Origin of the sequence: Hasllibacter halocynthiae (genome assembly GCF_003003095.1) — a bacterium.
In the GTDB taxonomy this organism is placed as follows: domain Bacteria; phylum Pseudomonadota; class Alphaproteobacteria; order Rhodobacterales; family Rhodobacteraceae; genus Hasllibacter; species Hasllibacter halocynthiae.
Genome location: NZ_PVTT01000001.1, coordinates 959,251 through 981,536 on the forward strand (window position 1 = coordinate 959,251; position 22,286 = coordinate 981,536).

The 22,286-nt window shown below is 72.8% G+C and carries 22 protein-coding genes and 1 tRNA gene; 7 read left to right on the forward strand and 16 right to left on the reverse strand.

Annotated features, from left to right (window positions below):
- Positions 1-3: 3 nt before the first annotated feature.
- The 8 genes from BCF33_RS04865 to fabD form a co-directional block, all read right to left on the reverse strand.
- Positions 4-1,131, reverse strand: a complete 1,128-nt coding sequence (locus tag BCF33_RS04865) for a phage portal protein (RefSeq protein ID WP_106159756.1) — start codon at positions 1,129-1,131, stop codon at positions 4-6.
- A gap of 62 nt (positions 1,132-1,193) precedes the next feature.
- Entirely contained in the window at positions 1,194-2,420 is a 1,227-nt protein-coding gene (locus BCF33_RS04870) for a DNA-packaging protein (protein ID WP_245883726.1), read from the reverse strand.
- 25 nt (positions 2,421-2,445) lie between these two features.
- A complete protein-coding gene (locus tag BCF33_RS14300) occupies positions 2,446-2,826 on the reverse strand; it encodes a hypothetical protein (RefSeq protein ID WP_245883727.1) in 381 nt (126 codons plus the stop codon).
- 297 nt (positions 2,827-3,123) lie between these two features.
- Complete coding sequence (gene mltG, locus BCF33_RS04875; RefSeq protein WP_106159758.1) at positions 3,124-4,281, reverse strand: endolytic transglycosylase MltG; 1,158 nt, start codon at positions 4,279-4,281, stop codon at positions 3,124-3,126.
- 4 nt (positions 4,282-4,285) lie between these two features.
- On the reverse strand, positions 4,286-5,524 hold the full coding sequence (gene fabF / locus BCF33_RS04880) for a beta-ketoacyl-ACP synthase II (protein ID WP_106159759.1): 1,239 nt from the start codon (positions 5,522-5,524) through the stop codon (positions 4,286-4,288).
- A gap of 211 nt (positions 5,525-5,735) precedes the next feature.
- Positions 5,736-5,969, reverse strand: coding sequence for an acyl carrier protein (locus BCF33_RS04885; RefSeq protein WP_106159760.1), 234 nt, complete (start codon positions 5,967-5,969; stop codon positions 5,736-5,738).
- Between the two features lie 207 nt (positions 5,970-6,176).
- Positions 6,177-6,914 carry a 3-oxoacyl-[acyl-carrier-protein] reductase gene (gene fabG, locus BCF33_RS04890; protein ID WP_106159761.1) on the reverse strand — a complete coding sequence of 246 codons (738 nt, stop codon included), beginning with the start codon at positions 6,912-6,914 and terminating at the stop codon, positions 6,177-6,179.
- A 39-nt stretch (positions 6,915-6,953) separates the two neighbouring features.
- Complete coding sequence (gene fabD / locus BCF33_RS04895) at positions 6,954-7,886, reverse strand: ACP S-malonyltransferase (RefSeq protein WP_106159762.1); 933 nt, start codon at positions 7,884-7,886, stop codon at positions 6,954-6,956.
- A gap of 194 nt (positions 7,887-8,080) precedes the next feature.
- Between fabD and BCF33_RS04900 the strand changes: the two genes are divergently transcribed.
- On the forward strand, positions 8,081-9,334 hold the full coding sequence (locus BCF33_RS04900; protein ID WP_106159763.1) for a cytochrome b/b6 domain-containing protein: 1,254 nt from the start codon (positions 8,081-8,083) through the stop codon (positions 9,332-9,334).
- Between the two features lie 253 nt (positions 9,335-9,587).
- Here the strand turns inward: BCF33_RS04900 and BCF33_RS04905 are convergent, their stop codons facing one another.
- Entirely contained in the window at positions 9,588-10,190 is a 603-nt protein-coding gene (locus tag BCF33_RS04905; RefSeq protein WP_106159764.1) for a YceI family protein, read from the reverse strand.
- 113 nt (positions 10,191-10,303) lie between these two features.
- Positions 10,304-10,810 carry a hypothetical protein gene (locus BCF33_RS04910; protein WP_106159765.1) on the reverse strand — a complete coding sequence of 169 codons (507 nt, stop codon included), beginning with the start codon at positions 10,808-10,810 and terminating at the stop codon, positions 10,304-10,306.
- Positions 10,811-11,065: 255 nt separating this feature from the next.
- Between BCF33_RS04910 and rpsF the strand changes: the two genes are divergently transcribed.
- Genes rpsF through rplI form a run of 3 tightly spaced genes read left to right on the forward strand, consistent with a single transcriptional unit; the run spans position 11,066 to position 12,347 of the window.
- Entirely contained in the window at positions 11,066-11,428 is a 363-nt protein-coding gene (rpsF, locus tag BCF33_RS04915; RefSeq protein ID WP_106159766.1) for a 30S ribosomal protein S6, read from the forward strand.
- Between the two features lie 12 nt (positions 11,429-11,440).
- Positions 11,441-11,668 (forward strand): 30S ribosomal protein S18, encoded by a 228-nt coding sequence (rpsR, locus tag BCF33_RS04920; RefSeq protein ID WP_106159767.1) that lies wholly within the window; start codon positions 11,441-11,443, stop codon positions 11,666-11,668.
- Between the two features lie 10 nt (positions 11,669-11,678).
- The gene (gene rplI, locus BCF33_RS04925; protein ID WP_106159768.1) at positions 11,679-12,347 is read left to right on the forward strand and encodes a 50S ribosomal protein L9; all 669 of its coding nucleotides are present in this window, start codon (positions 11,679-11,681) and stop codon (positions 12,345-12,347) included.
- Between the two features lie 60 nt (positions 12,348-12,407).
- On the opposite strand, the gene BCF33_RS04930 is transcribed toward rplI, so the two are convergent.
- On the reverse strand, positions 12,408-12,953 hold the full coding sequence (locus BCF33_RS04930) for a GAF domain-containing protein (protein ID WP_106159769.1): 546 nt from the start codon (positions 12,951-12,953) through the stop codon (positions 12,408-12,410).
- A gap of 307 nt (positions 12,954-13,260) precedes the next feature.
- Between BCF33_RS04930 and BCF33_RS04935 the strand changes: the two genes are divergently transcribed.
- From BCF33_RS04935 to BCF33_RS04945, 3 genes are read left to right on the forward strand one after another with little or no spacing between them, the layout of a single operon-like run.
- Positions 13,261-15,231, forward strand: a complete 1,971-nt coding sequence (locus BCF33_RS04935) for a bifunctional 2',3'-cyclic-nucleotide 2'-phosphodiesterase/3'-nucleotidase (RefSeq protein WP_106159770.1) — start codon at positions 13,261-13,263, stop codon at positions 15,229-15,231.
- A gap of 46 nt (positions 15,232-15,277) precedes the next feature.
- Positions 15,278-16,105 (forward strand): lytic transglycosylase domain-containing protein, encoded by an 828-nt coding sequence (locus BCF33_RS13880; RefSeq protein ID WP_245883728.1) that lies wholly within the window; start codon positions 15,278-15,280, stop codon positions 16,103-16,105.
- A 56-nt stretch (positions 16,106-16,161) separates the two neighbouring features.
- A complete protein-coding gene (locus tag BCF33_RS04945) occupies positions 16,162-17,349 on the forward strand; it encodes a PQQ-dependent sugar dehydrogenase (protein ID WP_106159771.1) in 1,188 nt (395 codons plus the stop codon).
- 45 nt (positions 17,350-17,394) lie between these two features.
- Here the strand turns inward: BCF33_RS04945 and BCF33_RS14305 are convergent, their stop codons facing one another.
- The 5 genes from BCF33_RS14305 to BCF33_RS04970 all read right to left on the reverse strand — a co-directional run bounded on the left by BCF33_RS14305 (position 17,395) and on the right by BCF33_RS04970 (position 22,107).
- Positions 17,395-18,120, reverse strand: a complete 726-nt coding sequence (locus BCF33_RS14305) for a hypothetical protein (protein WP_106159772.1) — start codon at positions 18,118-18,120, stop codon at positions 17,395-17,397.
- A 67-nt stretch (positions 18,121-18,187) separates the two neighbouring features.
- Positions 18,188-18,649, reverse strand: coding sequence for a hypothetical protein (locus BCF33_RS04955; RefSeq protein ID WP_106159773.1), 462 nt, complete (start codon positions 18,647-18,649; stop codon positions 18,188-18,190).
- Positions 18,650-18,839: 190 nt separating this feature from the next.
- Positions 18,840-20,165, reverse strand: a complete 1,326-nt coding sequence (gene tig / locus BCF33_RS04960; RefSeq protein ID WP_106159774.1) for a trigger factor — start codon at positions 20,163-20,165, stop codon at positions 18,840-18,842.
- A gap of 50 nt (positions 20,166-20,215) precedes the next feature.
- Positions 20,216-20,300, reverse strand: a tRNA-Leu gene (locus BCF33_RS04965).
- A 166-nt stretch (positions 20,301-20,466) separates the two neighbouring features.
- Positions 20,467-22,107 carry an NAD(P)H-hydrate dehydratase gene (locus BCF33_RS04970; RefSeq protein WP_106159775.1) on the reverse strand — a complete coding sequence of 547 codons (1,641 nt, stop codon included), beginning with the start codon at positions 22,105-22,107 and terminating at the stop codon, positions 20,467-20,469.
- Between the last annotated feature and the right edge of the window lie 179 nt (positions 22,108-22,286).

The window sequence follows — 22,286 nt, forward strand, 5'->3', positions numbered from 1 at the left end:
TCCTTAGCCCTCCAGCCCCAGCATCCGCCGTTTCTCGTCCTCCGACAGGAAGTCCGCGCCCGTGATCCGCGCCCAGGCGCTCTCCCGTTCGGCGGCCAGCGCCGGCACCCCGTCGAGGTCGACCGACAGCGCGACCCCCTCGCCCCGCAGGCCCCCCAGCCACCCGGCCAGGCGCCCCAGCACCCGCCCCGCCAGCGGCAGCACCGTCAGCCGGTAGAAGGCGCGGTTCGCTTCGGCGTAGTTGGCGTAGGTCGCGTCGCCGGGGATCCCCAGCAGCATGGGCGGCACCCCGAAGGCGGTCGCGATCTCGCGCGCCGCGGCCTCCTTGGTGCGCAGGAACTCCATGTCGGCGGGGCTCAGCCCCATGGGCTTCCAGTCCAGCCCGCCGTCCAGGACCATCGGCCGCCCGGCGTTGCGCGCGCCCGCATGGTGCTGCTCGACCTCCGCGCGCAGCCGCTCGAACTGCTGCTCGGTCAGCTCCACCCCGTCCGGCCCGCGGTGCACGATGGCCCCCGAAGGGCGCGCCGCGTTGTCCAGCAGCGCCTTCGACCAGGCGGACGCGGCGTTGTGCACGTCCACCGCGCTGGCGGCGGCCGACAGCGGCGACATCCCGTAATGGTCGTCCGCGGGATGGAAGGCGCGCACGTGGCACACGCCCGCCTCGGCCAGCCGCACGGCGCGGCTGCCCACCCGGTACTCGTAGGCGACCGGCCAGCCGTCCTCGCCCGGCACCACGCGCACCCGGTCGGACCGCAGGACGTGCAGCTCCGCCCCCTCGCCGGCGGCCTCGACATAGCCGTCCCCCGTCAGCACGAGCTGGCCGTAGAGCGCCTCGAGGAACTCGCCCCGCCCCTGCGCCCCGTTCGGCCGCTCCAGCAGCGACAGCACCGGATGGCGCTCCATCCGCGCGCCGTCCTCGCTCAGCACCACCGGCAGCGCGGCGGCGGCCTCCGCGACCAGCTTGGCCGCGCGGAAGCCGACCGGGTTGCGCTCGAACCCCGCGCGCAGCAGCGCGCCCGTCTCGCGCGGCGTCCAGGCCACCCGGCCCGTGCCGGCCGCATGGACCTTCCCGCGCACGCCCCGCGACGCCTTCGCCGCCTCGACCCCGGCCTTCTTCCCGAACCAGCCCATAAGGCACACCTCCCCCGTGCGGCGCCGACGGCCCCGCGAAAATCTTCCGTCTCGTCAGTCTTCTAGAGCGTCCGAACCCCTGGCCGCCCCGGCCGCCTCAGCATCAGCTCGCCCAGGGCCCAGACCAGCGCGTCGACCCTGTCGGGCGATCCGTGCCCCTCGAAGCCCCTCACCGTCATCAGCCCCATCTGCGCCTCCAGCGCCTTCAGCCCCGCCGCGTGCCGCACGAGGCCCCGCTCGTAGAGGGCGGCCACCGGCTCGGCACGCGACGACTTTGCCCGAGAGGCGTGAACGCTTCGATAAGGCACCGTACGGTCCTCGCCGCGAAGCAACGCCTCGATCATCTCGCCGCCCTGATTCGCCTCCGCGACCACGCGGTCGGCGGACCACTTGCGCGCCACCTCCACGACCCGCCGCGCCCATACCCCGGGGCTCGCGCGCTGGACGGTCGCGTCCTCCAGGACGTAGCCGATCCCCTCGGCGACGCCGCACACCACGATCCCGCACGCGTCGCTGCCGTGCTTCGACGTCGCCGCCGGATCGACCGCGACAACCACGCGCTCCAGCTCCGGGGCGTCCGGGCACCGCGCCGCCTCGATCAGCTCGACCGGCCACAGCGCGCCGTCCGGCGTCTCGATCAGCTCGCCGTCCAGCTCCTGCCGCCCGAGGCGCGTGCCCTCGTAGCGCGCGCGCACCTCCCGCAGGAACGAGGGCGCGAGGAAGGCGGCGTTCGCCTCCGTCCTCGCCCGCGTCACCGCCGTGCTCGGCCGGGCCAGCAGCTCCTTCAGGACGGGCACCGGGCGCGGCGTCGTCGTCACCACGCAGCGCGGGTCGCCCCCCAGCCTGAGGGCGAAGCGCAGCATGTCGAACGCCTCGCGCCCCTTGCGCCATTTCGCCAGCTCGTCGCACCAGGCCGCGTCGAACTGCGGCCCCCGCATCGCCTCGGGGTCCGAGGCCGAGAAGACCCGCGCCTCCGCCCCGTTCGGCCAGACCAGCCGCCGCCGCACCGCCTCCCACCGCGGGCGCCGATCGGGCGGGCTGCACGCCAGGATGCCGCTCTCGCCGAACACCATCACGTCGCGCGCCTGCTCGTAGGTCTCGCCCACCAGCGCGACGCGCCGGCACCGGCCCCGGTCGAGCGGGCGCGCCCCCTCGACCTGCCAGCGCACCCATTCGGATCCCGCGCGCGTCTTGCCCGCGCCGCGCCCGCCCAGGCACACCCATGTCAGCCACTCGCCGCGGGGGGGCAGCTGATGCCGCCCCGCCCACAATTCGAAGAGGAACGGCATCGCCGCCAGCTCCCCCTCCCCAAGGCTATCGAGGAACGCGCTTCGCTCGCCGCTCCCTAGCGAGCGACTCCAGCCGCGACAGTACCGCGCCCCGCGCGGCGGCCAGGTCGAGGGCGTAGTCCCCCCTGGCAATCCCCGCTCTTTCCCTGCGTCCGCCATCCAGCCCCTCGATCGCCGCGCAGACCCGCCGGGACATGGAGCCCATGTCCAGCAGCAAGCCCTTCGCGTCCTTCCCGTTCGGCGGCCCCCCTGTCTCGCGCGCCTCGGCCATCAGCAGGTCGTAATAGCCCACCATGTCCCTCAGCTGCGCGATCAGGCGATCCGCCTCCTCCCTCAGTTCCGCCTCGGCCCCTTCGGGGGCCGCGGCCGTGATCAGCGCGCCTTCCGGCGCGTTCTCTTTCTGCATGGGTCCTGCCTTCCCTCGCGTTCCCGCACGAAAGACCGGACGCCCCGAGGGGCCCCCCGCACCTCTAGCCGTGGAAGGAGAATGCCGCAGAGGCGTTACCGGATCGGAAACCGACCGTACGGTGCCCGCGGCGCGCAACGGCCGCGGATAGATATGCCTAGTATCAATACGTTGGAGAAAAGGCGTCCGCTCGGAGGGAACGCGATCCGAACCGCCCCCGAAGGGCGATCCCGCCGGAACGGGCGAATCCCGCCCCGTTCCCCCCCTCGCGCGCCGGGGGGGAAGCGGCCCGGACCCCTAGCCGTCGGTCGCCGGCGCCCGCTCGGCCTCGATGGCCCGCCAGGCACGAACGTTCGCGTTGTGCTCGGCCAGGGTCTCGGCGAAGGCATGCCCGCCCGTGCCGTCGGCCACGAAGAAGACGTAGGGCGTCGCGTCGGGGTCCAGCGCGGCCTCGATCGCCGCGCGGCCCGGGTTGGCGATGGGCGTCGGCGGCAGCCCCGCGACGAGGTAGGTGTTCCAGGGCGTCTCGCGGTCCAGCTCGGACTGGCGCAGCCCCCGGCCCAGCACGCCCCGCCCTTCCGTCACCCCGTAGATCACCGTCGGGTCCGTCTGCAGCCGCATTCCCTGCCGCAGCCGGTTGACGAACACGCTCGCCACCTGCCGCCGCTCTTCGGCGATGCCGGTCTCCTTCTCGATGATCGAGGCCAGGATCAGCGCCTCCTCGGGGCTCTCCAGCGGCAGGTCCGGGGCCCGCGCGGCCCAGGCGTCGGCCAGGATCTCCTCCTGCGAGAGCTGCATCAGCTCGATCACCTCGGCCCGCCGCGTTCCCGGCGCGATCTCGTAGGAATCGGGCGCCAGCGTGCCCTCGGGGGGCACCTCCGCCACCTCGCCCGCCAGGACGTCGACGAAGCGCAGCCCCTCCACCACCTGCCAGGAGGTCACCCCCTCGGCCAGCGACACCCGGAACCGCGTGTCCGCCGCCTCCCGCAGCTCGGCATAGGCGGCCGGGACGGGATCGTCCGGCCCGAACTCGGCCACCACCTCGAATGTCTCCGTCGCGGGGTCCAGCTCGCGCACCCGGGCGTCGATGTCGGCCACGCCGATGCGATAGACGATCTCCGTGCCGCAGGTGGAGGCCCCGCCGCGCGTCACGATGTCCGCGATCTCGGCCATGCTGGCCCCCTCGGGGACGAGGAACGACCCGGCCTTCAGCCCCGGCAGGTCCGCGTAGCGCACGCCGACGCGGTAGACGCGCGGGTCCGACACCGCGCCCTTCTCGTCCAGCTGCGCGGCGAGCGCGCGCATGTTGGACCCCGATTCGACCCGGACGCAGATCGCCTGCTCCAGCGGCCCCGCGCGCTGCCATTCGCCGCGCGCCCAGACGACCGCCGCGGCGGCCACCATCATCGCGACGATCAGCAGCGTGAGCGCGTTCGAGGCGACCGCCTTCCACATCCCCTCAGACCCTCTTCAGCACGAGCGAGGCGTTCGTCCCCCCGAAGCCGAAGCTGTTGGAGAGGGCGTATTCGAAATCCCCCTCCACCGCCCGCCTCGCGCAGAGGTTCACCTTCGTGTCCGGCCCGTTCTCGAGGTTCAGCGTCGGCGGCGCGATCCCCGTCCGCAGCGTCCTGACGCAGAAGATCGCCTCGACCGCCCCCGCCGCACCGAGGAGGTGCCCGATCGAGGACTTCGTCGAGGACATGACCAGATCGCTGCCGCAGACCCGCTCGACGGCGTCCAGTTCGATCGTGTCGGCCATGGTCGAGGTGCCGTGGGCGTTGACGTAGCCGATCCGCTCGCCCGATATGCCCGCCCGCTTCAGCGCGGCCCGCATGGCCCGCTCGGCGCCCTCGTGGTCGGGGGGCGGGGCGGTGATGTGGTAGGCGTCGCCCGACAGGCCGTAGCCCACCACCTCGGCGTGGATCGTGGCGCCCCGGGCCTTCGCGTGCTCGTATTCCTCCAGCACCACGACGCCCGCGCCCTCGCCCATGACGAACCCGTCGCGGTCCGCGTCCCAGGGGCGGCTCGCCGTCTCGGGGGCGTCGCCTCGCTTGGTGCTGAGGGCCTTGCAGGCGTTGAACCCCGCGATCCCGATCTCGGAGATGGGCGATTCCGCGCCCCCGGCGACCATGACGTCCGCGTCGTCGAGGGCGATCAGCCGGGCCGCGTCCCCGATGGCGTGCGCCCCGGTCGAGCAGGCCGTCACCACCGCGTGGTTCGGGCCCTTGAACCCGTGCCGGATGCCCACCTGCCCCGAGACGAGGTTGATCAGCGCGCCGGGGATGAAGAAGGGCGAGACCCGCCGCGGCCCCTTCTCCTTGATGAGGACGGCCGTGTCCGCGATCGAGTTCAGGCCCCCGATGCCCGAGCCGATCATCACCCCCGTCCGCAGCTTGCCCTCGTCGGAAGGGTCGGTCCAGCCGGCGTCCTCCAGCGCCTCGTCGGCGGCGGCGACCCCGTAGAGGATGAAGTCGTCCACCCGGCGGCGGTCCTTGGGGTCCATGACCGCGTCGGGATCGAAGGCGCCCTCGCCCTCGAAGGGGACCTCGCAGGCATAGGTCGTGGCGAGGTGCGAGGCGTCGAACCGCGTGATCGTCCCTGCGCCCGAACGCCCTTCCACCAGCCTGTCCCACGTGGCGCCCACGCCCGACGCCAGCGGGCTGACCATACCCATTCCCGTGACGACGACGCGACGCATGGCGGCTCCCTTCCGTTGCCCGCCGGCCCCATAGCCCGCGCGGGATGGGGACGGAAGGCCGGGGGCGCGGCGCCGGCGATCCGCCGCGCCCCGCAGGACCACCTCCGTCCGGCCGCCACCGCGAAGGACCGCCCCGCAAAGGAGGCCTCCGCAAACGAAGACGGCGCCCCGCAGGGGGACGCCGTTCCGGAAGCCGTCGCTCGGGCCTCGCTCACTTCTGCTTGTCGATGAACCCCACCGCGTCGCCGACGGTCTGGATGGTCTCGGCGGCATCGTCGGGGATCTCGATCCCGAACTCCTCCTCGAAGGCCATGACCAGCTCGACCGTGTCGAGGCTGTCCGCGCCGAGGTCGTCGATGAAGGAAGCCTCCTTCGTGACCTTGTCCTCCTCGACGTTCAGATGCTCGACGACGATCTTCTTAACGCGCTCGGCGGTATCGCTCATCGCGCTCTCCTTCTCGCTTTGCGGGCCCCTGGAGGGGCGCCCCTTGGACCTCACGGCCCGGTGAATGAATAGGGGCCGGGCCCCCTTTGCAAGGCGCCCGGCCCTTTACCGGCGGGCCTATAGCAGACGCGCCGGGGCAGGCAAACGGATTCGCCGGGGCCGCGGGACTCCGCCGCCGGCACGGAAAACCCCACCCGGCCGGCGGGTTCAGATCATGACCATCCCGCCGTTCACGTGCAGCACCGTGCCGGTCACGTAGCCCGCCTCCGGCGACGCGAGGTACAGCGCGGCCGCCGCCACCTCCTCCGGCGCGCCCATCCGTCTCATGGGGATCTGCGGCAGGATCCCCTCCTTCTGCTCGTCCGTCAGCTTCTCGGTCATCGCGGTGCCGATGAAGCCCGGCGCCACGCAGTTCACCGTGATCCCGCGGCTCGCCACCTCGTAGGCGATGGCCTTCGACATCGCCACGAGGCCCCCCTTCGAGGCCGCGTAGTTCGCCTGCCCCGGGTTGCCCGTCGCCCCCACGACCGAGGACACGTTCACGATCCGCCCCCATCGCGCCTTCATCATCGGGCGCATCACCGCCCGGCAGAGGCGCATGGAGGCGGTCAGGTTCACCTCGATGACCTCGGCCCACTCCTCGTCCTTCATGCGCATGAAGATCTGGTCGCGGGTGATGCCCGCGTTGTTCACCAGCACGTCCAGCCCGCCCATCGCCTTCGACGCGCGCCCCGGCAGCGCCTCCACGGCCTCGGCGTCCGACAGCGACGCGGCGACGACGTGCGCCCGCTCGCCCAGCTCGTCGCGCAGCGCCTCCAGCGGACCCTCGCGGGTGCCGGAGAGGGCGACCGCGGCCCCCGCGCCGTGCAGGGCGCGCGCGATGGCCCCGCCGATCCCGCCCGAGGCGCCCGTCACCAGCGCCGACTTTCCGCTCAGATCGAACATCGATTCTCCCATTCCTATCAAGTCTCTCGGTGCCGAAGCTCAGGTCGATCCGGCCGCCGCGCGCACTTGGTCAGGGGTACCCACCTGCAGCGTCGCGGCATCGCGCGCGATGCGCTTGACCATGCCCGACAGCGCCTTGCCCGCGCCGACCTCCCAGAACTCGGCCACGCCGGCCCCGGCCATCCAGGCGACGCTCTCGCGCCAACGGACGCGGCCGGTCACCTGCTCGACGAGGCCGGCGCGCAGCTCGGCCGCGGCTTCGACGGGCCTCGCGCGGACGTTGGTGACGACCGGCACGGCGGGATCGGCCATGCCGACCCCCTCCAGCGCCTCGGCCATGACGCGCGCGGCGGGCTCCATCAGGGCGCAGTGGAACGGCGCCGACACCGGCAGGAGGATCGCGCGCTTCGCGCCATGCGCCTTCGCCACGTCCAGCGCCCGCTCGACCGCGCCCCGCGCGCCCGAGATCACCACCTGCGAGGGGTCGTTGTCGTTCGCCGCCTCCAGCACCTCGCCCTCGGCGGCCTCCCTCGCGACGGCCTCGGCGGTCCCGAGGTCGACGCCCACCAGCGCGGCCATGGCCCCCTCGCCCGCGGGAACGGCCTGCTGCATGGCCTCGCCGCGCGTGCGAAGCAGCCGCGCCGCATCCGCCACCGAGAGCGTCCCCGCCGCGCACAGCGCCGAATACTCGCCCAGCGAATGGCCGGCCACGTAGTCCGCCGCCGCGATCCCCACCCCTTCGGCCTTCAGAGCGGCCATCGCGGCCATGCTCGTCGCCATCAGCGCGGGCTGGGCGTTGCGCGTCAGGGTCAGCGTCTCGGCGTCGCCCTCCCAGATCACGGCGGACAGCTTCTCGCCCAGGGCGTCGTCCACCTCCTCGAACACCGCGCGGGCCTCGGGCCAGGCGTCGGCCAGCCCCTTGCCCATGCCGATCGTCTGGGCGCCCTGGCCCGGAAAGATGAACGCGCGCATCGCAAACCTCCCGTTTCGTCCCGCATCGCGCCCGGGCAGGGCTCTTGCAAGGGCCTTGTGCCATCCCCGCAAGGACGGCACCGCCCGGCGCGGGGGTCCGCCAAGGCCCTTGCGCGCACGGCGTCCGTGCGCCTTCGCGCATGGCGGATCGCGGGCATCGGCTTATGGTCCCCCCCGCCTGCGAGGAGGAACCGATGACCGACGCCACCCTCTGGACCAACACGAACGAGCGCTACGGCGCCGTCGAGAAGCTGTTCCACTGGACGCTGGCTGTCGCGATCATCACGATGATCCCGCTCGGCATCGTGGCCAATCGGATCGCCCATTCCGAAGGGGTGCTGACCGGCGCGGACGCGGGCGCGGTGGCGCAGGCCGCCTTCCTCTTCTCGATCCACAAGACACTGGGGGTCCTCATCTTCATCGTTGCGCTGGCGCGGGTCCTGTGGTCCCTCGCGACGCCAAGGCCGGCGCCCCTGCACCCAGATCGCAGGGTCGAGACCTGGCTCGCCAAGACGGTGCACCTCCTCCTCTACGGCAGCCTGATCCTCGTGCCGCTGACGGGTTGGATCACCCATTCGGCGGCCTCCGGCTTCGCGCCGATCTGGTGGCCCTTCGGGCAGGACCTGCCCCTCGTGCCCGAATCCCCCCGGGTCGAGCACGTCGCCGCCTCGCTCCACATCCTGTTCGAGCGGGTGCTCGCCGTCGCGCTCGTCCTCCATGTCGCGGGCGCGCTCAAGCACCGCTTCGTCGACCGCGACGCAACGCTTCAGCGGATGACGCCGGGCCAGCCCGCCGTGCCGCCCCTGCCCCCGCACCGGCGGTCCTGGGCCGCCCCGGCCGCCGCCCTGGCCGTGTGGGCGCTGGCGCTCGGGGCGGGCGCGGCGCTGGGCCTCTACCGCACCGAAGGGGCCGTGGCCTCCGCCCCCGCGCTCGAGACGGTCGCGTCGGACTGGACGGTGACGGAGGGCACGCTGGCCCTCACGGTCACCAATTTCGGCAACGAGGTCGAGGGGTCGTTCGGCGACTGGCAGGCCGCGATCGCCTATGACGAGGGGACGGGCACGGGCGACGTCACCGTGACCATCGCGACCGGCAGCGTGACGCTGGGCGGCGTGACGGACCAGGCGCGGGGGCCGGACTTCTTCGACGTCCCCGGGTTCCCCACGGCGACCTTCGCCGCGGGCATCGCCCCCGCCGCCGCGGGCGAGGCGCTGCCCGACGGCACCCCGGCCACCCATGTCGCGGACGGCACGCTGACGCTGCGCGGCGCCGAGGTGCCCGTCGCCCTTCCCGTCCTCCTGGAGGTGTCGGACGGCACCGCCCGGATGCGCGGCGCCGTCACCGTGGACCGGCGCGACTTCGCCATCGGCGCGGGCTACGAGGACGAGGCGACCGTCGGCTTCCCCGTCGTCATCGCGGTCGAGCTGACGGCAGAGCGGACGGAGTAGCGGCGCGCCGGCCCACCGACGTCGCCACGGCAGCACGGCGGAAGCATGGGCGTGGCGGGCCCGCGCCGCGGGGCCGGGAACGGGGGCACGGTCCCTCGGACCCCCTCCGGCTTCGGGACCATCGCCCGAACCGTGCCTGACTTGGCCTCTACCGCTTCGAACGAGGGGCGCGCGGGCCAAGCGGGATCGTTGCCCGCGGTGAGGCGGAGGGAAGGGACCGCGCCGCGGGGCACGGTCCCGCCCATGGCCGCGATCAGGCCTCGGGCTGCATCGCCTCGAGCGAGATCTGGACCTCCACCTCGTCCGACACGGCCGGGGCGAAGGCGCCCACGCCGAAATCCGAACGCTTGATCGTGGTCGTCGCATCGAAGCCGATGGTCGGCGTCTGGTTGATCGGGTTCGGGCCCATGCCGTTCAGGCTGGTGTCCAGCACCACCTCCTGGGTGATCCCGTTCATGGTCAGGTTGCCGGTGATGTTCGCCGTCTCGTCGCCCGTCACCTCGATCGAGGTCGATTCGAAGGTCACCATGTTCCGCTCGGGGTCTATGGGCTGGCCGTCGGCGATGGCGTTGAAGAAGTCCTCCGACAGGAAGTGGGCGTCGCGCGCCTCCCACCCGGTGAACATCTCCGTGACCGGCATCGAGACCGACACGGACGAGGCCGCCGGGTCGTCCTCGTCGAACTGGATCTCGCCCTCGAAGCCCGAGAACATCCCGTAGGTCGTCGAGAAGCCCAGATGGTCGTAGGAGAACAGGATCTGGCTGTGCGACGGGTCGAGCGTGTAGGTCGCAGGGTCGGCCATGGCGCCCGTGGCGGAAAGCGCCAGAATGGCGGCTGTGGCGGTGGATCGAAGCATGAAGGTCCCTCCAGGTTGCATGTCACCGGGACATAGCCCGCTGCGCGGGCGGCGTGCATGACGTCTGCGCGAACAGCTTCCGTGCGGCGGCGAACAGCCGAGGGCGGCGGACCTCAGGTCCCCAGCCTGCGGGACAGCAGGCGGCGGCCGTCCTGCCCGGTCAGGACCAGCGCGTCGCCCTCGACGGCGATCTCCGCGAGGTCTTGGAAGCCGTGCCGCGCCAGGAGGCGCGCGGCGCCGGACCGCATCCGCAGCATCACCCGGACCTCCGCCCGGCGGTGGTCGACCTGCGCCTCGAGGGCGCCGCGCTCGCGCCCCAGCGTCAGCAGCCAGACGCCCAGCATCAGGAGCGAGGCCGAGCCGGCCAGCGTCATCGGCCGCGCGTCCGGCGCCGGCACCGCCCCCGGCGCGAGCCAGAGCGCCCCGGCCCCGAGCAGCGCCGCCACGCCGAGCGCGCCCGCCGCGAGGCGGACGATCCGCATCGCCCGTCCCTCGGCCTTCCTGGCCGCGATCACGTAGCCCCAGGGGGCGGACGTCACCTCGTGCGGGATCGCCGGTCCTCCGGCAGCAGGCGCGGCGCCCCCCGCGGGACCGGATGCGAACTCGGCTGTCATGGTCATGGCGGCGCACCCCCTTCTGCCCGGCGTCGCGTCCGGCGTGCCGGGCGAAGCCGGCGCGATTGGGGCGCGACGCGGGCAGGGATTCGGTCATTGCGCGACGCCCCGCCCCGCCTCGGGGCGCCCGCTTGCGCCGCGCGCCCGTCCGGCCTAAGGGGCCGCTTCCCCGCAAGACGTTTGACCGGCGCGGTCTCTCGTGAAGGCGGCGCGGGGCCGATGCCGCCCTCTATGAAACGCGCCTTGGACAGGAGTGGACGCATGGCTCTCTACGAGCACGTCTTCATCTCGCGCCAGGACCTGAGCAACGCCCAGGCCGAAGGGCTGATCGAGCACTTCGGCACCGTCCTCTCGGACAACGGCGGCAAGGTCGTGGACAGCGAGTACTGGGGGGTCAAGACCCTCGCCTACAAGATCAACAAGAACCGCAAGGGGCACTTCGCCTTCGTGCGGTCCGACGCCCCCGCGCCCGCCGTGCAGGAGATGGAGCGCCTGATGCGCCTGCACGACGACGTGATGCGCGTGCTCACCATCAAGGTGGACGAGCACCAGGAAGGCCCGTCGATCCAGATGCAGAAGCGCGACGAGCGCGACGACCGCCGCCGCCGCGACGACCGCCGGTAAAGGAGAGAGACCATGGCAGCACGCCCCTTCTTCCGCCGCCGGAAGACCGACCCGTTCGAGGGCCAGAACGCGCCCACCATCGACTACAAGGACGTCAAGCTCCTGCAGCGCTACGTGTCCGAGCGCGGCAAGATCGTCCCCTCCCGCATCACCGCGGTGGGCGCCAAGAACCAGCGCAAGCTCGCCCGGGCGATCAAGCGCGCCCGGTTCCTGGCCCTGCTGCCCTACGCCGTGAAGTGAGGGTCTTGATATGCAAGTGATCCTGCTGGAACGCGTCGCGAAGCTCGGCCAGATGGGCGAGATCGTGAACGTCAAGGACGGCTACGCCCGCAACTACCTCCTGCCCCAGGGCAAGGCGCTCTGGGCCTCGAAGGAGAACCAGGCCCGCTTCGAGAGCGAGAAGGCCATCCTCGAGGCGCGCAACCTCGAGTCTAAGGGCGAGGCCGAGAAGGCCGCCGAGCGGTTGAACGGCCAGCAGTTCGTCGTGATCCGGCAGGCGTCGGATTCCGGCGCGCTCTACGGCTCGGTCTCGACGCGCGACGCGGCCGACGCCGCCGCGGAGGCCGGGTTCGAGGTGGACCGCCGCCAGGTCGCCCTCGCCGCCCCGATCAAGGAGCTGGGCATCCACGAGGTGACCGTGACCCTCCACCCGGAGGTCGAGGCCGTGATCGAGCTGAACGTCGCCCGCTCCGCCGAGGAGGCAGAGCTGCAGAAGGAAGGCAAGAACATCGCCGACCTTCGCGCCGAGGAGGAGGCCGAGGCCGAGTTCGAGATCGCCGAGCTCTTCGACGACATCGGCTCCGCCCAGCTCGACGAGCTGGAGAGCCCGGTCGAGCAGCGCAACGAGCCCGAGGCTCTGGCCGACCCGCAGGCCGATGGCGAAGGCGAGGACGAAGACGAGGGCGGCCCGGTCGCCTGATCGGTCCCCGAACGTCGAAGCCGTCGAAGGGGCCGTCCGCCGTGGCGGCCCCTTTCGCGTTCAGTGGACGCGGCCGGGTCCCGCCAGGGCCGCCTCGATCATGCCTGCCGCGTCCTCCAGCACGTCCGCCACCGCGCCCGACCATTCGTGCCGATGCGTGGCGAAGAGGCAGATCGCGCCCACGACCTCGCCCTCCGCGCCGCCGACGGGATGGCCCAGATAGGCCGCCACGCCCATTTCGGCGACCGCCCCGTTCCCCTTGAGGACGGGGTGGCGGCGCGCGTCCGCCACGCCGAGCGGCGCGCCGTCCGTGCGGGTCACGACGTATTGGCAGATCGACCGGCCTAGCGGGTGGATGGACGGCACCGATATCGCCCCGTCCAGCCCCGCGCCGGCGAGGACCACGTGCCGCTCCCCCTCGATCAAGCTCAGGAGGACCGGCATCCCGCCCGAGGCCCGGTGGACCCATCGGAGCGCCCAATCGATCGGCGCGGCCTCCGTGGCGGCGCGCGCGGCGGTGACGCGCGCCGCGCCGACACGCCGGCCGTCCTGCAGGCGCCTGACATGGTTCGGGTCGATCGCCGGGGGAAACAGCTCCATGGTCATGCCGTCGGCCGCTTGCCTCCCTTGTCTCCGTTGGGCCCTGCGCCGCGACCGGATGACGGGCGCCGAGTTCCGCGGGCAATGAATGGGCGTCCGCGGCCGGACGCGCGAGCCGCGAACGCGTGCTAGCCGATCCGGGGGACCCGGTCCGTCCCATCCCCCTGATCCGGCGTCCGCCCGGCGATCTTCATGGGCCCGGCCAGCGCCCGCGCCGGGGCGGACCGGACCGTGCGCCCGCCACGGCGCCCCGCTTCCCTTCCCGGTGGCGCCCCGGACGCCTAGGGTGGCGCCCAGCCGAGGGAGACATGCCATGCCGCTGCTGACCACCCGCCGCCAGTTCCTTGCCACCACGGCCTCCGCCGCCGGCCTCGTCGCGCTGCACCCGTTCAGCGCCCGCGCCCAGGCGAACCAGGCCCATCTGCGCCTGATGGAGACGACGGACCTCCACGTCCACGTCTGGCCCTACGACTACTATTCCGACCGCGCGGTGGACACAGCCGGGCTGGCCCGCACGGCGTCCATCGTCGACGCGATCCGGGCCGAGGCGACGAACGCCGTTCTCCTCGACAACGGCGACTTCCTGCAGGGCAATCCCATGGGCGACTACATCGCCTACGAGAAGGGCCTGCCCCAGGGCGACGTCCATCCCGTCATCGCGGCGATGAACGCGCTGGGCTTCGACGCGTCGACCCTGGGCAACCACGAGTTCAACTACGGGCTCGAGTTCCTGTCGAAGGCCCTCGGCGGCGCTGATTTCCCGGTCGTCTCGGCCAACGTCGTCACCCGCGAGGGCGCGACCCCCACCGCCGACGCCACCCTCGTGCCGCCCTACGTGATCCTCGACCGCGAGGTGACGGACGGCGCGGGCGTGGCCCACCCGATCCGCATCGGCGTCATCGGCTTCGTGCCGCCCCAGATCATGACCTGGGACCGGCGGCACCTCGAGGGCAACGTCTCCGTCCGCGACATCGTCGCCGCCGCGGAGGCCTACGTCCCCCGGATCCGCGAGGAGGGGGCCGACCTCGTCCTCGCCCTGGCCCATTCCGGCATCGGCCCGGCCGAGCGGACCGACGGGATGGAGAACGCCGCCATCCCGCTGGCCCGCGTGCCGGGGATCGACGCGATCCTGACCGGGCACCACCACCGGGTCTTCCCCGGCGAGGACTACGCCGACATGCCCGGCGTCGATGCGCAGACTGGCACCATCGAGGGGGTCCCGGCCGTGATGGCAGGGTACTGGGGCAGCCATCTCGGCCTCGTCGACCTCCTGCTGGAGCGGGACGGGAACGCCTGGCGCGTCGTCTCCTCCACCTCCGAGGCGCGGCCCATCTACGAGCGGGGCGAGGATCGCGCCGTCGTCCCGCTGGTCGAGGACGACCCCGAGGTCCTGGAGGCCACCCGGGAGGCCCACGAGGAGACGCTGGACTACATCCGCCGCCCCGTGGGCGAGACGGCGGCGCCGCTGCATTCCTACTTCGCCCTGGTGGCGGACGATCCGTCCGTCCAGATCGTGAGCCTGGCGCAGCTCTGGTACATCGAGCAAATGATGCAGGGCACCGAATGGGAGGGCACGCCGATCCTGTCCGCCGCCGCGCCCTTCAAGGCGGGCGGCCGGGGCGGGCCGGAATACTACACGGACGTTCCCGCGGGCCCCGTCGCGATCAAGAACGTCGCCGACCTCTACCTCTATCCGAACACGGTCCGCGCCGTGACCGCGACCGGCGCGGACGTGCGCGAATGGCTCGAGCGGTCGGCCGGCATCTTCAACCGGATCGAGCCGGGGGCGACGGACGCCACGCTCCTGAACCCGGACTTCCCGTCCTACAATTTCGACGTGATCGACGGGGTCGAGTACCGGATCGACCTCTCCCAACCGTCCAGATACGATAGCGAAGGGGTGCTGCAGGACCCGGACGCGCGGCGGATCGCGGACCTGACCTGGCAGGGCCGGCCGGTGACGGACGACATGCAGTTCATCGTCGCCACCAACAACTACCGCGCGGGCGGGGGCGGCAGCTTTCCGGGGGTGGACGGCTCGACCATCGTGTTCGAGGGACCGGACACCAACCGCGACGTCATCGTCCGCTGGCTGGTCGAGCAGGGCACCGTGCAGCCGCGGGCCGATGCCAACTGGTCCTTCGCGCCGCTGGGCGGGACGACCACCGTCCTCTTCGAGACGGGGCCCGCCGGCGCGGCCTATGCGGACGACCTCCAGGGCCTCGAGATCGAGCCCGCCGGCGAGGGCGCGGAAGGGTTCGCCCGCTTCCGCCTGACGCTCTAGCCCCCGGGCCCTTTGGTTCGACGGCGCGCGCGCTAGTCTGGGGACGGTGCGCGCGCTCTTCCTCCTCCTCTTCCTCGCCGCCCTGCCCGCCCTGGCCGATCCGCCGGGCGCGCAGGGCTGGCCCGACCGGGTCTGCGCGGCCATCGACCGGGCGGCCGCGGCGGCGGGGATCGACCCCCACTTCCACGCCCGCCTCCTCTGGCAGGAGTCGCGGTTCCGCGCGGGCGCGGTCAGCCCCGCCGGCGCGCAGGGCATCGCGCAGTTCATGCCCGGCACCGCCGCGCGCGAGGGGCTGGCGGACCCGTTCGACCCCTGGTCGGCCATCGAGGCGTCGGCCCGGCACCTCGCCGACCTCGAGGCCGAGTTCGGCAATCCCGGCCTCGCCGCCGCGGGCTACAACGCGGGCGCCCAGCGCGTCCGCGCCTTCCTCGCGGGCGACCGCGGCCTCCCGCGCGAGACGCGCAACTACCTCGGCATCGTGACGGGTCTTTCGGGGGCCGGCTGGCGCGACGGGGCCGACCCGCCCGACATGGCCCTCGGCACCGGGCCGTTCCGCGACGAATGCGCCCGCATGGCGCGGGCCGCCAGCTCGGGGGCGTTCCGGATGACGCCCGCGACCGTCCCCGTCCCGGCCTTCGGCGTCGTCCTCGCCGCAGGGCGCACCGAGGCCATCGCCGCCCGCCTCGGGGCCGCCCGCGCACGCGCCCACGACCTGCCCGAAGGATCGCTGCGCGTGTCGCGCGCGCGCCTCGCGGGGATGGGCACCATGGCCCGGCCGCTCGCCATCCTGGATGCGCCCGACCGCGACGCCGCGCGCACGATCTGCCGCCGCATCGCCGCCGAAGGCGGGTGGTGCCGGGTCTACGCGCGCTGACGGCGGCCGATCCCGCGCTAGGTGCCCCTCCGCACCACCAAGGGAGGTTCCCGCCAATGATCCGCCACGCCGTCATCCTCGCCGCCCTGCCCCTCGGGGCCGCGGCGCAGACCTTCACCTGGGGCGAGCGCAACACCGACTTCGCGCCGGCCTTCGACGCCCAGTTCCGCGCGCCGCTCGCCAATTCGGAGGTCGAGCCGCGCACCGAGACGCTCGCCGGCGGGCTGGAGCATCCTTGGGGCATCGCCGTGCTGCCGGGGGGCGCGGGCTATCTGGTGACCGAACGGTCGGGCGCGCTGCGCCACCTGTCCGAGGACGGCACCCTCTCGGAGCCGATCGAGGGCACCCCCGAGGTCCTCGCCCGCGAGCAGGGGGGCCTTCTCGACGTCGCGATCGGCCCGACCTTCGACGAGGACCGCACGATCTACGTCACCTACGCCAAGCCGCTCGAAGGGGACATGTCGGCCACCGCCGCGGCGCGCATGGTGCTGGCGGACGACCTCGCCTCCGTCTCGGACGTGCGGGACATCTTCGTGCAGGCGCCGCCCTCCCCCACGCCCATGCACTACGGCAGCCGGATCGTGTTCCCCGGCGACGGCACGGCGTTCGTCACGACAGGCGAGCACTTCACCCAGGAGGAGCGGGACTACGCCCAGGATCGCGACAAGACCTACGGCAAGGTGATCCGGGTCGGCCTCGACGGGACGGCGCCGGACGACAACCCGTTCGTCGGCGAGGACGGGATCGACACGATCTGGTCCCTGGGCCACCGCAACCTCCAGGCCGCCGCGATCGACGGCGACGGCACCCTCTGGACGATCGAGCACGGCCCCGCGGGCGGGGACGAGCTGAACCGCCCCGAGGCCGGGCTGAACTACGGCTGGCCGGTCGTCTCCTACGGCGAGCAGTACGGCGGCGACCCCGTCGGCTCGGGCGAGGCGTCGGGCGAAGGGTTCGAGCAGCCGGTCTATTTCTGGGATCCGGTCATCGCGCCTTCCGGCATGGACTTCCACGAAGGCGACGCCTTCTCCGACTGGAACGGCGACATCCTCGTCGGTTCGCTCTACCCGGGCGGCGTGGTGCGCCTCTCGCTCGACGACGAGGGCCTCGTGGAGGAGGAGGAGCGCCTCCTTCGCGACATCGGCCGGGTGCGCGACGTCGAGGTCATGGAGGACGGGTCCTTCCTGATCCTCACCGACTTCGAGAACGGCAGCGTGATCCGCGTCAGCCCTTCGGACGGTTGATCGCCGCCCCCATGGGACGCCCCTTGCGGGGGCGTCCCATGGGGGTCAGAGGAACAGCATCGCCGCCCCGTACAGCGCCGCGCCGAGGAGGAAGGGGCCGAACGCGCTCTTGCGCTCCTCGGGCAGCTCCTCCTTCAGGACGTTCAGCACGACGCCGCCGCCGAGGAAGGCGAAGAGGACCGCGATGCCCCATTCCGGCAGATCGACCGCGACCCCGAGCACCCAGCCCAGCAGCACCGCACCCGCCAGCACCCACCGGCCCGCCGTGTCGTAGCGATGCGAATAGTCCTTCCGCAGGCCGAAGTCGTTGGTGACGAAGTGCACCCCCATCGCCGCGACATAGGCCAGGAGCGGCGCCCAGCCCGGCTCCTCCCGGTGGAGGAGGAGGTAGCCGATCAGCACGTTGTAGAGGGCGAAGGACGACAGGTGCAGCCAGAAGGCGCCCGGCGGCATGTGCCCGTGCTCGTCCTCGGCGCCGTGAAGGCGGACCATGCGCTCGAGGCCGTAGAAGGCCGCGAGACCGGCGAGCGCGACCGCCCAGCCGACCGCGGGGCCGTGCCCCCCGGGGCCGCCGCCGGCGACGAGGTGCATCAGCGTGTCCGAGTGCTCGGCCAGCTCCGGCAGGAGGTGCACGAACACGTAGGCCACCGCGACCCCGCCCGCCGCCGAGAGCCAGCGCGAGCGCGGCGTTCCGTCGAGGAACCTGAGCTTTCCGATGAAGACGTGGATCGCGGCGAAGGCGAAGGCGGCGGCGAGGGTCGTTGCGATCATGCAGGCCGAACGGACCCCCGGACCCCGCGGTTCCAGACGGCGCCCGCGCCGCCCGCCGGCGGGTCCGTCAGTAGAAGCGGACGATCAGCTGCGCGGGACAGAGGCCGGAATCGTAGGTTCCGACCCAGACGTCGTAGCGCCCGTCCGACGGCCGGGTGAGCGAGATGAGCGCGTTCGACCCGCCCCCGTCGTCGTCGTCCGCATACCAGTTCACCCCACCGGTGTTGACCAGCAGCGTCGTGTCGCATCCCGCGCGCGTCGAGATCGCGAGGCGCCGCCCCTCCAACGGCGGCATGTGGAGCGAGAAGTCCGGCCGCCCGGCCACGTAGCCCCGCGCGGGATCGGTCCGGGTCTGCACGCAGTCCTCAGCGCGGTAGGGTCCGCCGGCCACGACTTCCAGCACGACGCCCTCCGCCAGCTCGCCGGCAGACAGATCGTGGCTTTCGGCGCCCTCGGCGATGTAGGGGCAGGCGGCCGCGAAGCCCGCCGGACCCAAGGCCATGGCAGCGGAGATGAGCAAAATCTTCATTCGGTTCGAATCCCTCTGTTACGAACCGCGGCAGCCTGCCCGATGCCGAACCGATTGTCCTATGTTAACTGACCTTAGGTAACGGCCCTGGGCCCGAAGGTCACAGCGCCCAAGGCAGGAATCGGTGGCCCGAACGAAAGACGGGGCCCCGAAGGGCCCCGCACGGATCGTCCCGAAGGATCGGATGACCTCAGGCGTCCTCGAGGGACTCCATGGCCTCCTGCAGCTCCTCCTTGGAGACCTCCTTCTCGTCGACCTTCGCCAGCTCGAGCACGTAGTCGACGACCTTGTCCTCGAAGAGCGGTGCCTGGATCTGCTGGCGCGCCTGGGCGTTCTGCTGGACGAACTCGAAGAACTGCCGCTCCTGGCCGGGATACTGGCGGGCCTGGTTCATCACCGCCTGCGTCATCTCGGCGTCCGAGACCTGGATCTCGGCCTTGCGGCCCACCTCGGCCAGCAGGAGGCCCAGCCGCACGCGGCGCCCGGCGAGCTTGCGATGCTCGTCCGTGACCTCGATCTCGCCGTGGTCGTGGCCCTGCACCTCCGGGTGCTCCTCGTGCCAGAGCTGGTGGGCGATCTGCTTGGCCTCGGCCTCCTCCAGCGAGGGGGGCAGGTCGAAGTCCACCTTGCCGTCCAGCGCGTCGAGCAGGCGGCGCTTCGTGACCTGACGGGCGGCGCCGACATACTCGGCCTCCAGCCGCTCGCGGATCTGCGTCTTCAGCGCGTCCAGGTCGTCGGCGCCGAAGCGCTTGGCCAGCTCGTCGTCGACCTCGGCCTTGGCGGGCTTCTTGACCTCCTTCACCGCGACCTCGAAGCGCGCCTCCTTCCCGGCGAGATGCTCGGCCTGGTAGTCCTCGGGGAAGGAGACGTTCACCTCCCTGTCCTCGCCGGCCGTCGCGCCGACGAGCTGCTCCTCGAAGCCCGGGATGAAGGAGTTCGAGCCCAGCGTGAGGGGGTAGTCCTCCGCCTCGCCGCCCTCGAAGGGCTCGCCGTCGACGAAGCCCTTGAAGTCGATCACCACCTGGTCGCCGTCCTCGGCCGCACCCTCCTTGGCCTCGAAGGTCTGCGCGGTCTCGGCCAGCGACGCCAGCGCCTCGTCCACGGCCTCGTCGGTGGCGGCGACCTTCAGGGTCTCCAGCTCGACGTCGCCGAAGTCGACCTCCGGGATGTCGGGCAGCTTCTCGTAGGTCATCGAGACGACGATGTCGTCGCCCTCCTTCCAGTCTTCGTTCGTCATCTTGACGTCGGGCTGGAGGGCGGGGCGGTCGCCCGTCTCCTCGAAATGCTTCGACATGGCACCGTCGACGGTCTCCTGCATGGCCTCGCCCATCAGGCGGGGGCCGAACTGCTTCTTCAGAAGCGGCAGCGGTACCTTGCCCTTGCGGAAGCCCTTCATCTGCACCTCGGGCTGCGCCTCCTGGAGCTTCTGCGTGACCTTCTCGTCGAGCTCGGACCCCGGAACGGTGATCTCGTAGCCGCGCTTCAGCCCGTCGTTCAGGGTCTCGGTGACCTGCATGGGTATGACCTGCCTTCTCTGTCGCCCGCCGGGGGCTGGTCCACTGTGTCTGGTGCGGATGAAGGGACTCGAACCCCCACGCCTCGCGGCGCTTGGACCTAAACCAAGTGCGTCTACCAATTCCGCCACATCCGCGGGGCGCCGCCGGGGGTCCGGGACGCCGATCGCGCGCCCTCTAGCAAGGGCGGCGCCGGGATGCGAGGGCGAAAAGGCCACGCATCGCGCGGGCAGGCCCGCGGCGGCGTGGACCTGCCCGTCCCGCCGTGCCTTGCGCCCCGCCGCCGCCGGCGCGGGCGGCGCCTCAGGTTCCCTGCGACAGCCGCGCCAGGACCGCCGGCAGCGCCTCGGGCAGATCGTCCGCCGTCAGCCCCGGCCCGAAGGCCAACGCGCATTCCACGTGGAGCCATGCGGCGGCGCAGGCGGCGTCAAACCCGTCCAGCCCCCGCGCCATCAGCCCGCAGATCATCCCCGCGAGGACGTCCCCGGCGCCCGCCGTCGCCAGCCAGGGCGCGGCGCGGTCGCCGTTCGCGGCGTGAATCGCTGCGCGCCCGTCCGGGCGGGCGATCACGGTGTCGGGGCCCTTCAGGAGGACGGTCGCCCCCAGCCGCGCCGCGGCCTCGCGCGCGGCGTCGACCTTGGAGAAGCCCGCGTCCTCCCGCAGGCGCTGGGAGAGGTCCGGGGCGATGCGCGCGAACTCGCCCGGGTGCGGGGTCAGGACATCGGCCGGCCGCAGCTTCGCCCGCAGCGCCTCGTTCGAGGCCAGGATCGTCAGCGCGTCGGCGTCGAGGACCAGCGCGGGCGGCCCCTCCCGCCCCGGATCGAGCGCGGCGTCGAGCAGCGCCGCCTCCCGCTCGCCCGTGCCGAACCCCGGTCCGAGGCAGAGCGCGTTGATCCGCGGGTCCCCCAGCGCCTCGCGCAGCGCCCCGGCGTCCCGCAGCGCCCGAACCATCACCGCGTCCGGCAGGCGCACCGCGTTCTCCATCAGCGCCGAGGGCGGGCACGCGAGCGTCACCGCCCCCGCCCCGACCCGCAGCGCCGCCCGCGCGGCCAGCCGGGCCGCCCCGCCGCGGCCCATGCCGCCGGAGAGGGTCAGCGCGTGGCCGTGGTCGTACTTGTGGCCGGCGGGGGCGCACCAACCGTCGTCCGCGACCTTCGCCGCGAGCCGCCGGACGGCCCCCGGGTCCGGCAGCGGCGCCCGCACCCAGCGAAGCCCCGGGTCCGCCGCTTCCGCGTCGAGACCGATCGGGACGAGGCGTATCCTGCCGCACCCGGCAGCCCCTTCCGCGAGTAGATGCGCCGGCTTCGGCGCGCCGAACGCGACGGTGAGATGCGCCATGACCGAGCCGTCCGCGCCGGGCGGCACCTCCGTCGCGCCCGTGTCGGCCTCCATGCCCGAGGGCAGGTCGAGCGAGACGCAATACGGCCGCGAGATCACGCCGGTGCCGCAGTACCCGTCCTCGAAGAGGCGGTGGTAGAGCCAGCCCGCCGGCCCGGGCGGCGCGAAGGGTCCCGACGCCCCGATGCCCAGCAGGGCGTCGACGATCAGGTCCACCCCCGTCCAGCCCTCCGCCGCGCCCCATGCATCCTCGTCGAGCGGACGGATCGGGGCCGTCGCGGCCCAGCGGTCATGATTGGTCCGCGCGTCGGGTGGCAGCCGCTCCGGGTCGCCCCAGAGGAAGGCGTCGATTTGCCACCCCCGCTCGCGCAGCAGCCGCGCCACCACGAACCCGTCGCCGCCGTTGTTGCCCGGCCCGCAGAGGACCACGGCCCGCCGGTCGCCCCCGACCGGCCCGGGCCGTTCCAGCTCGGGCCACTCCGCCAGGATCGCCTCGACGGCGCCCTTCCCGGCGCGCTCCATCAGCTCCAGGCCGGTGACGCGGCCGGACTCGATGGCCTCGCGCTCGAGGGTGCGCATCCGGTCGGCGGTCAGCACTTCGGTCATGGGGGCGGCCTATCGGCCCCGGCCGCTCGGGGCCAGCGTTCGCCAGCCGCACAAAAAACGGGCACGGTGCCCGTTCGCGCATCGCCTCCGCCCGAATCCGCTTGCCCCCCGCCGGCCGCGGCAGGCAGGTGCGGTTGCGAAAAGGCAGGGCGCGTGAAAGCCCCGAAGGCGAGAGGCGG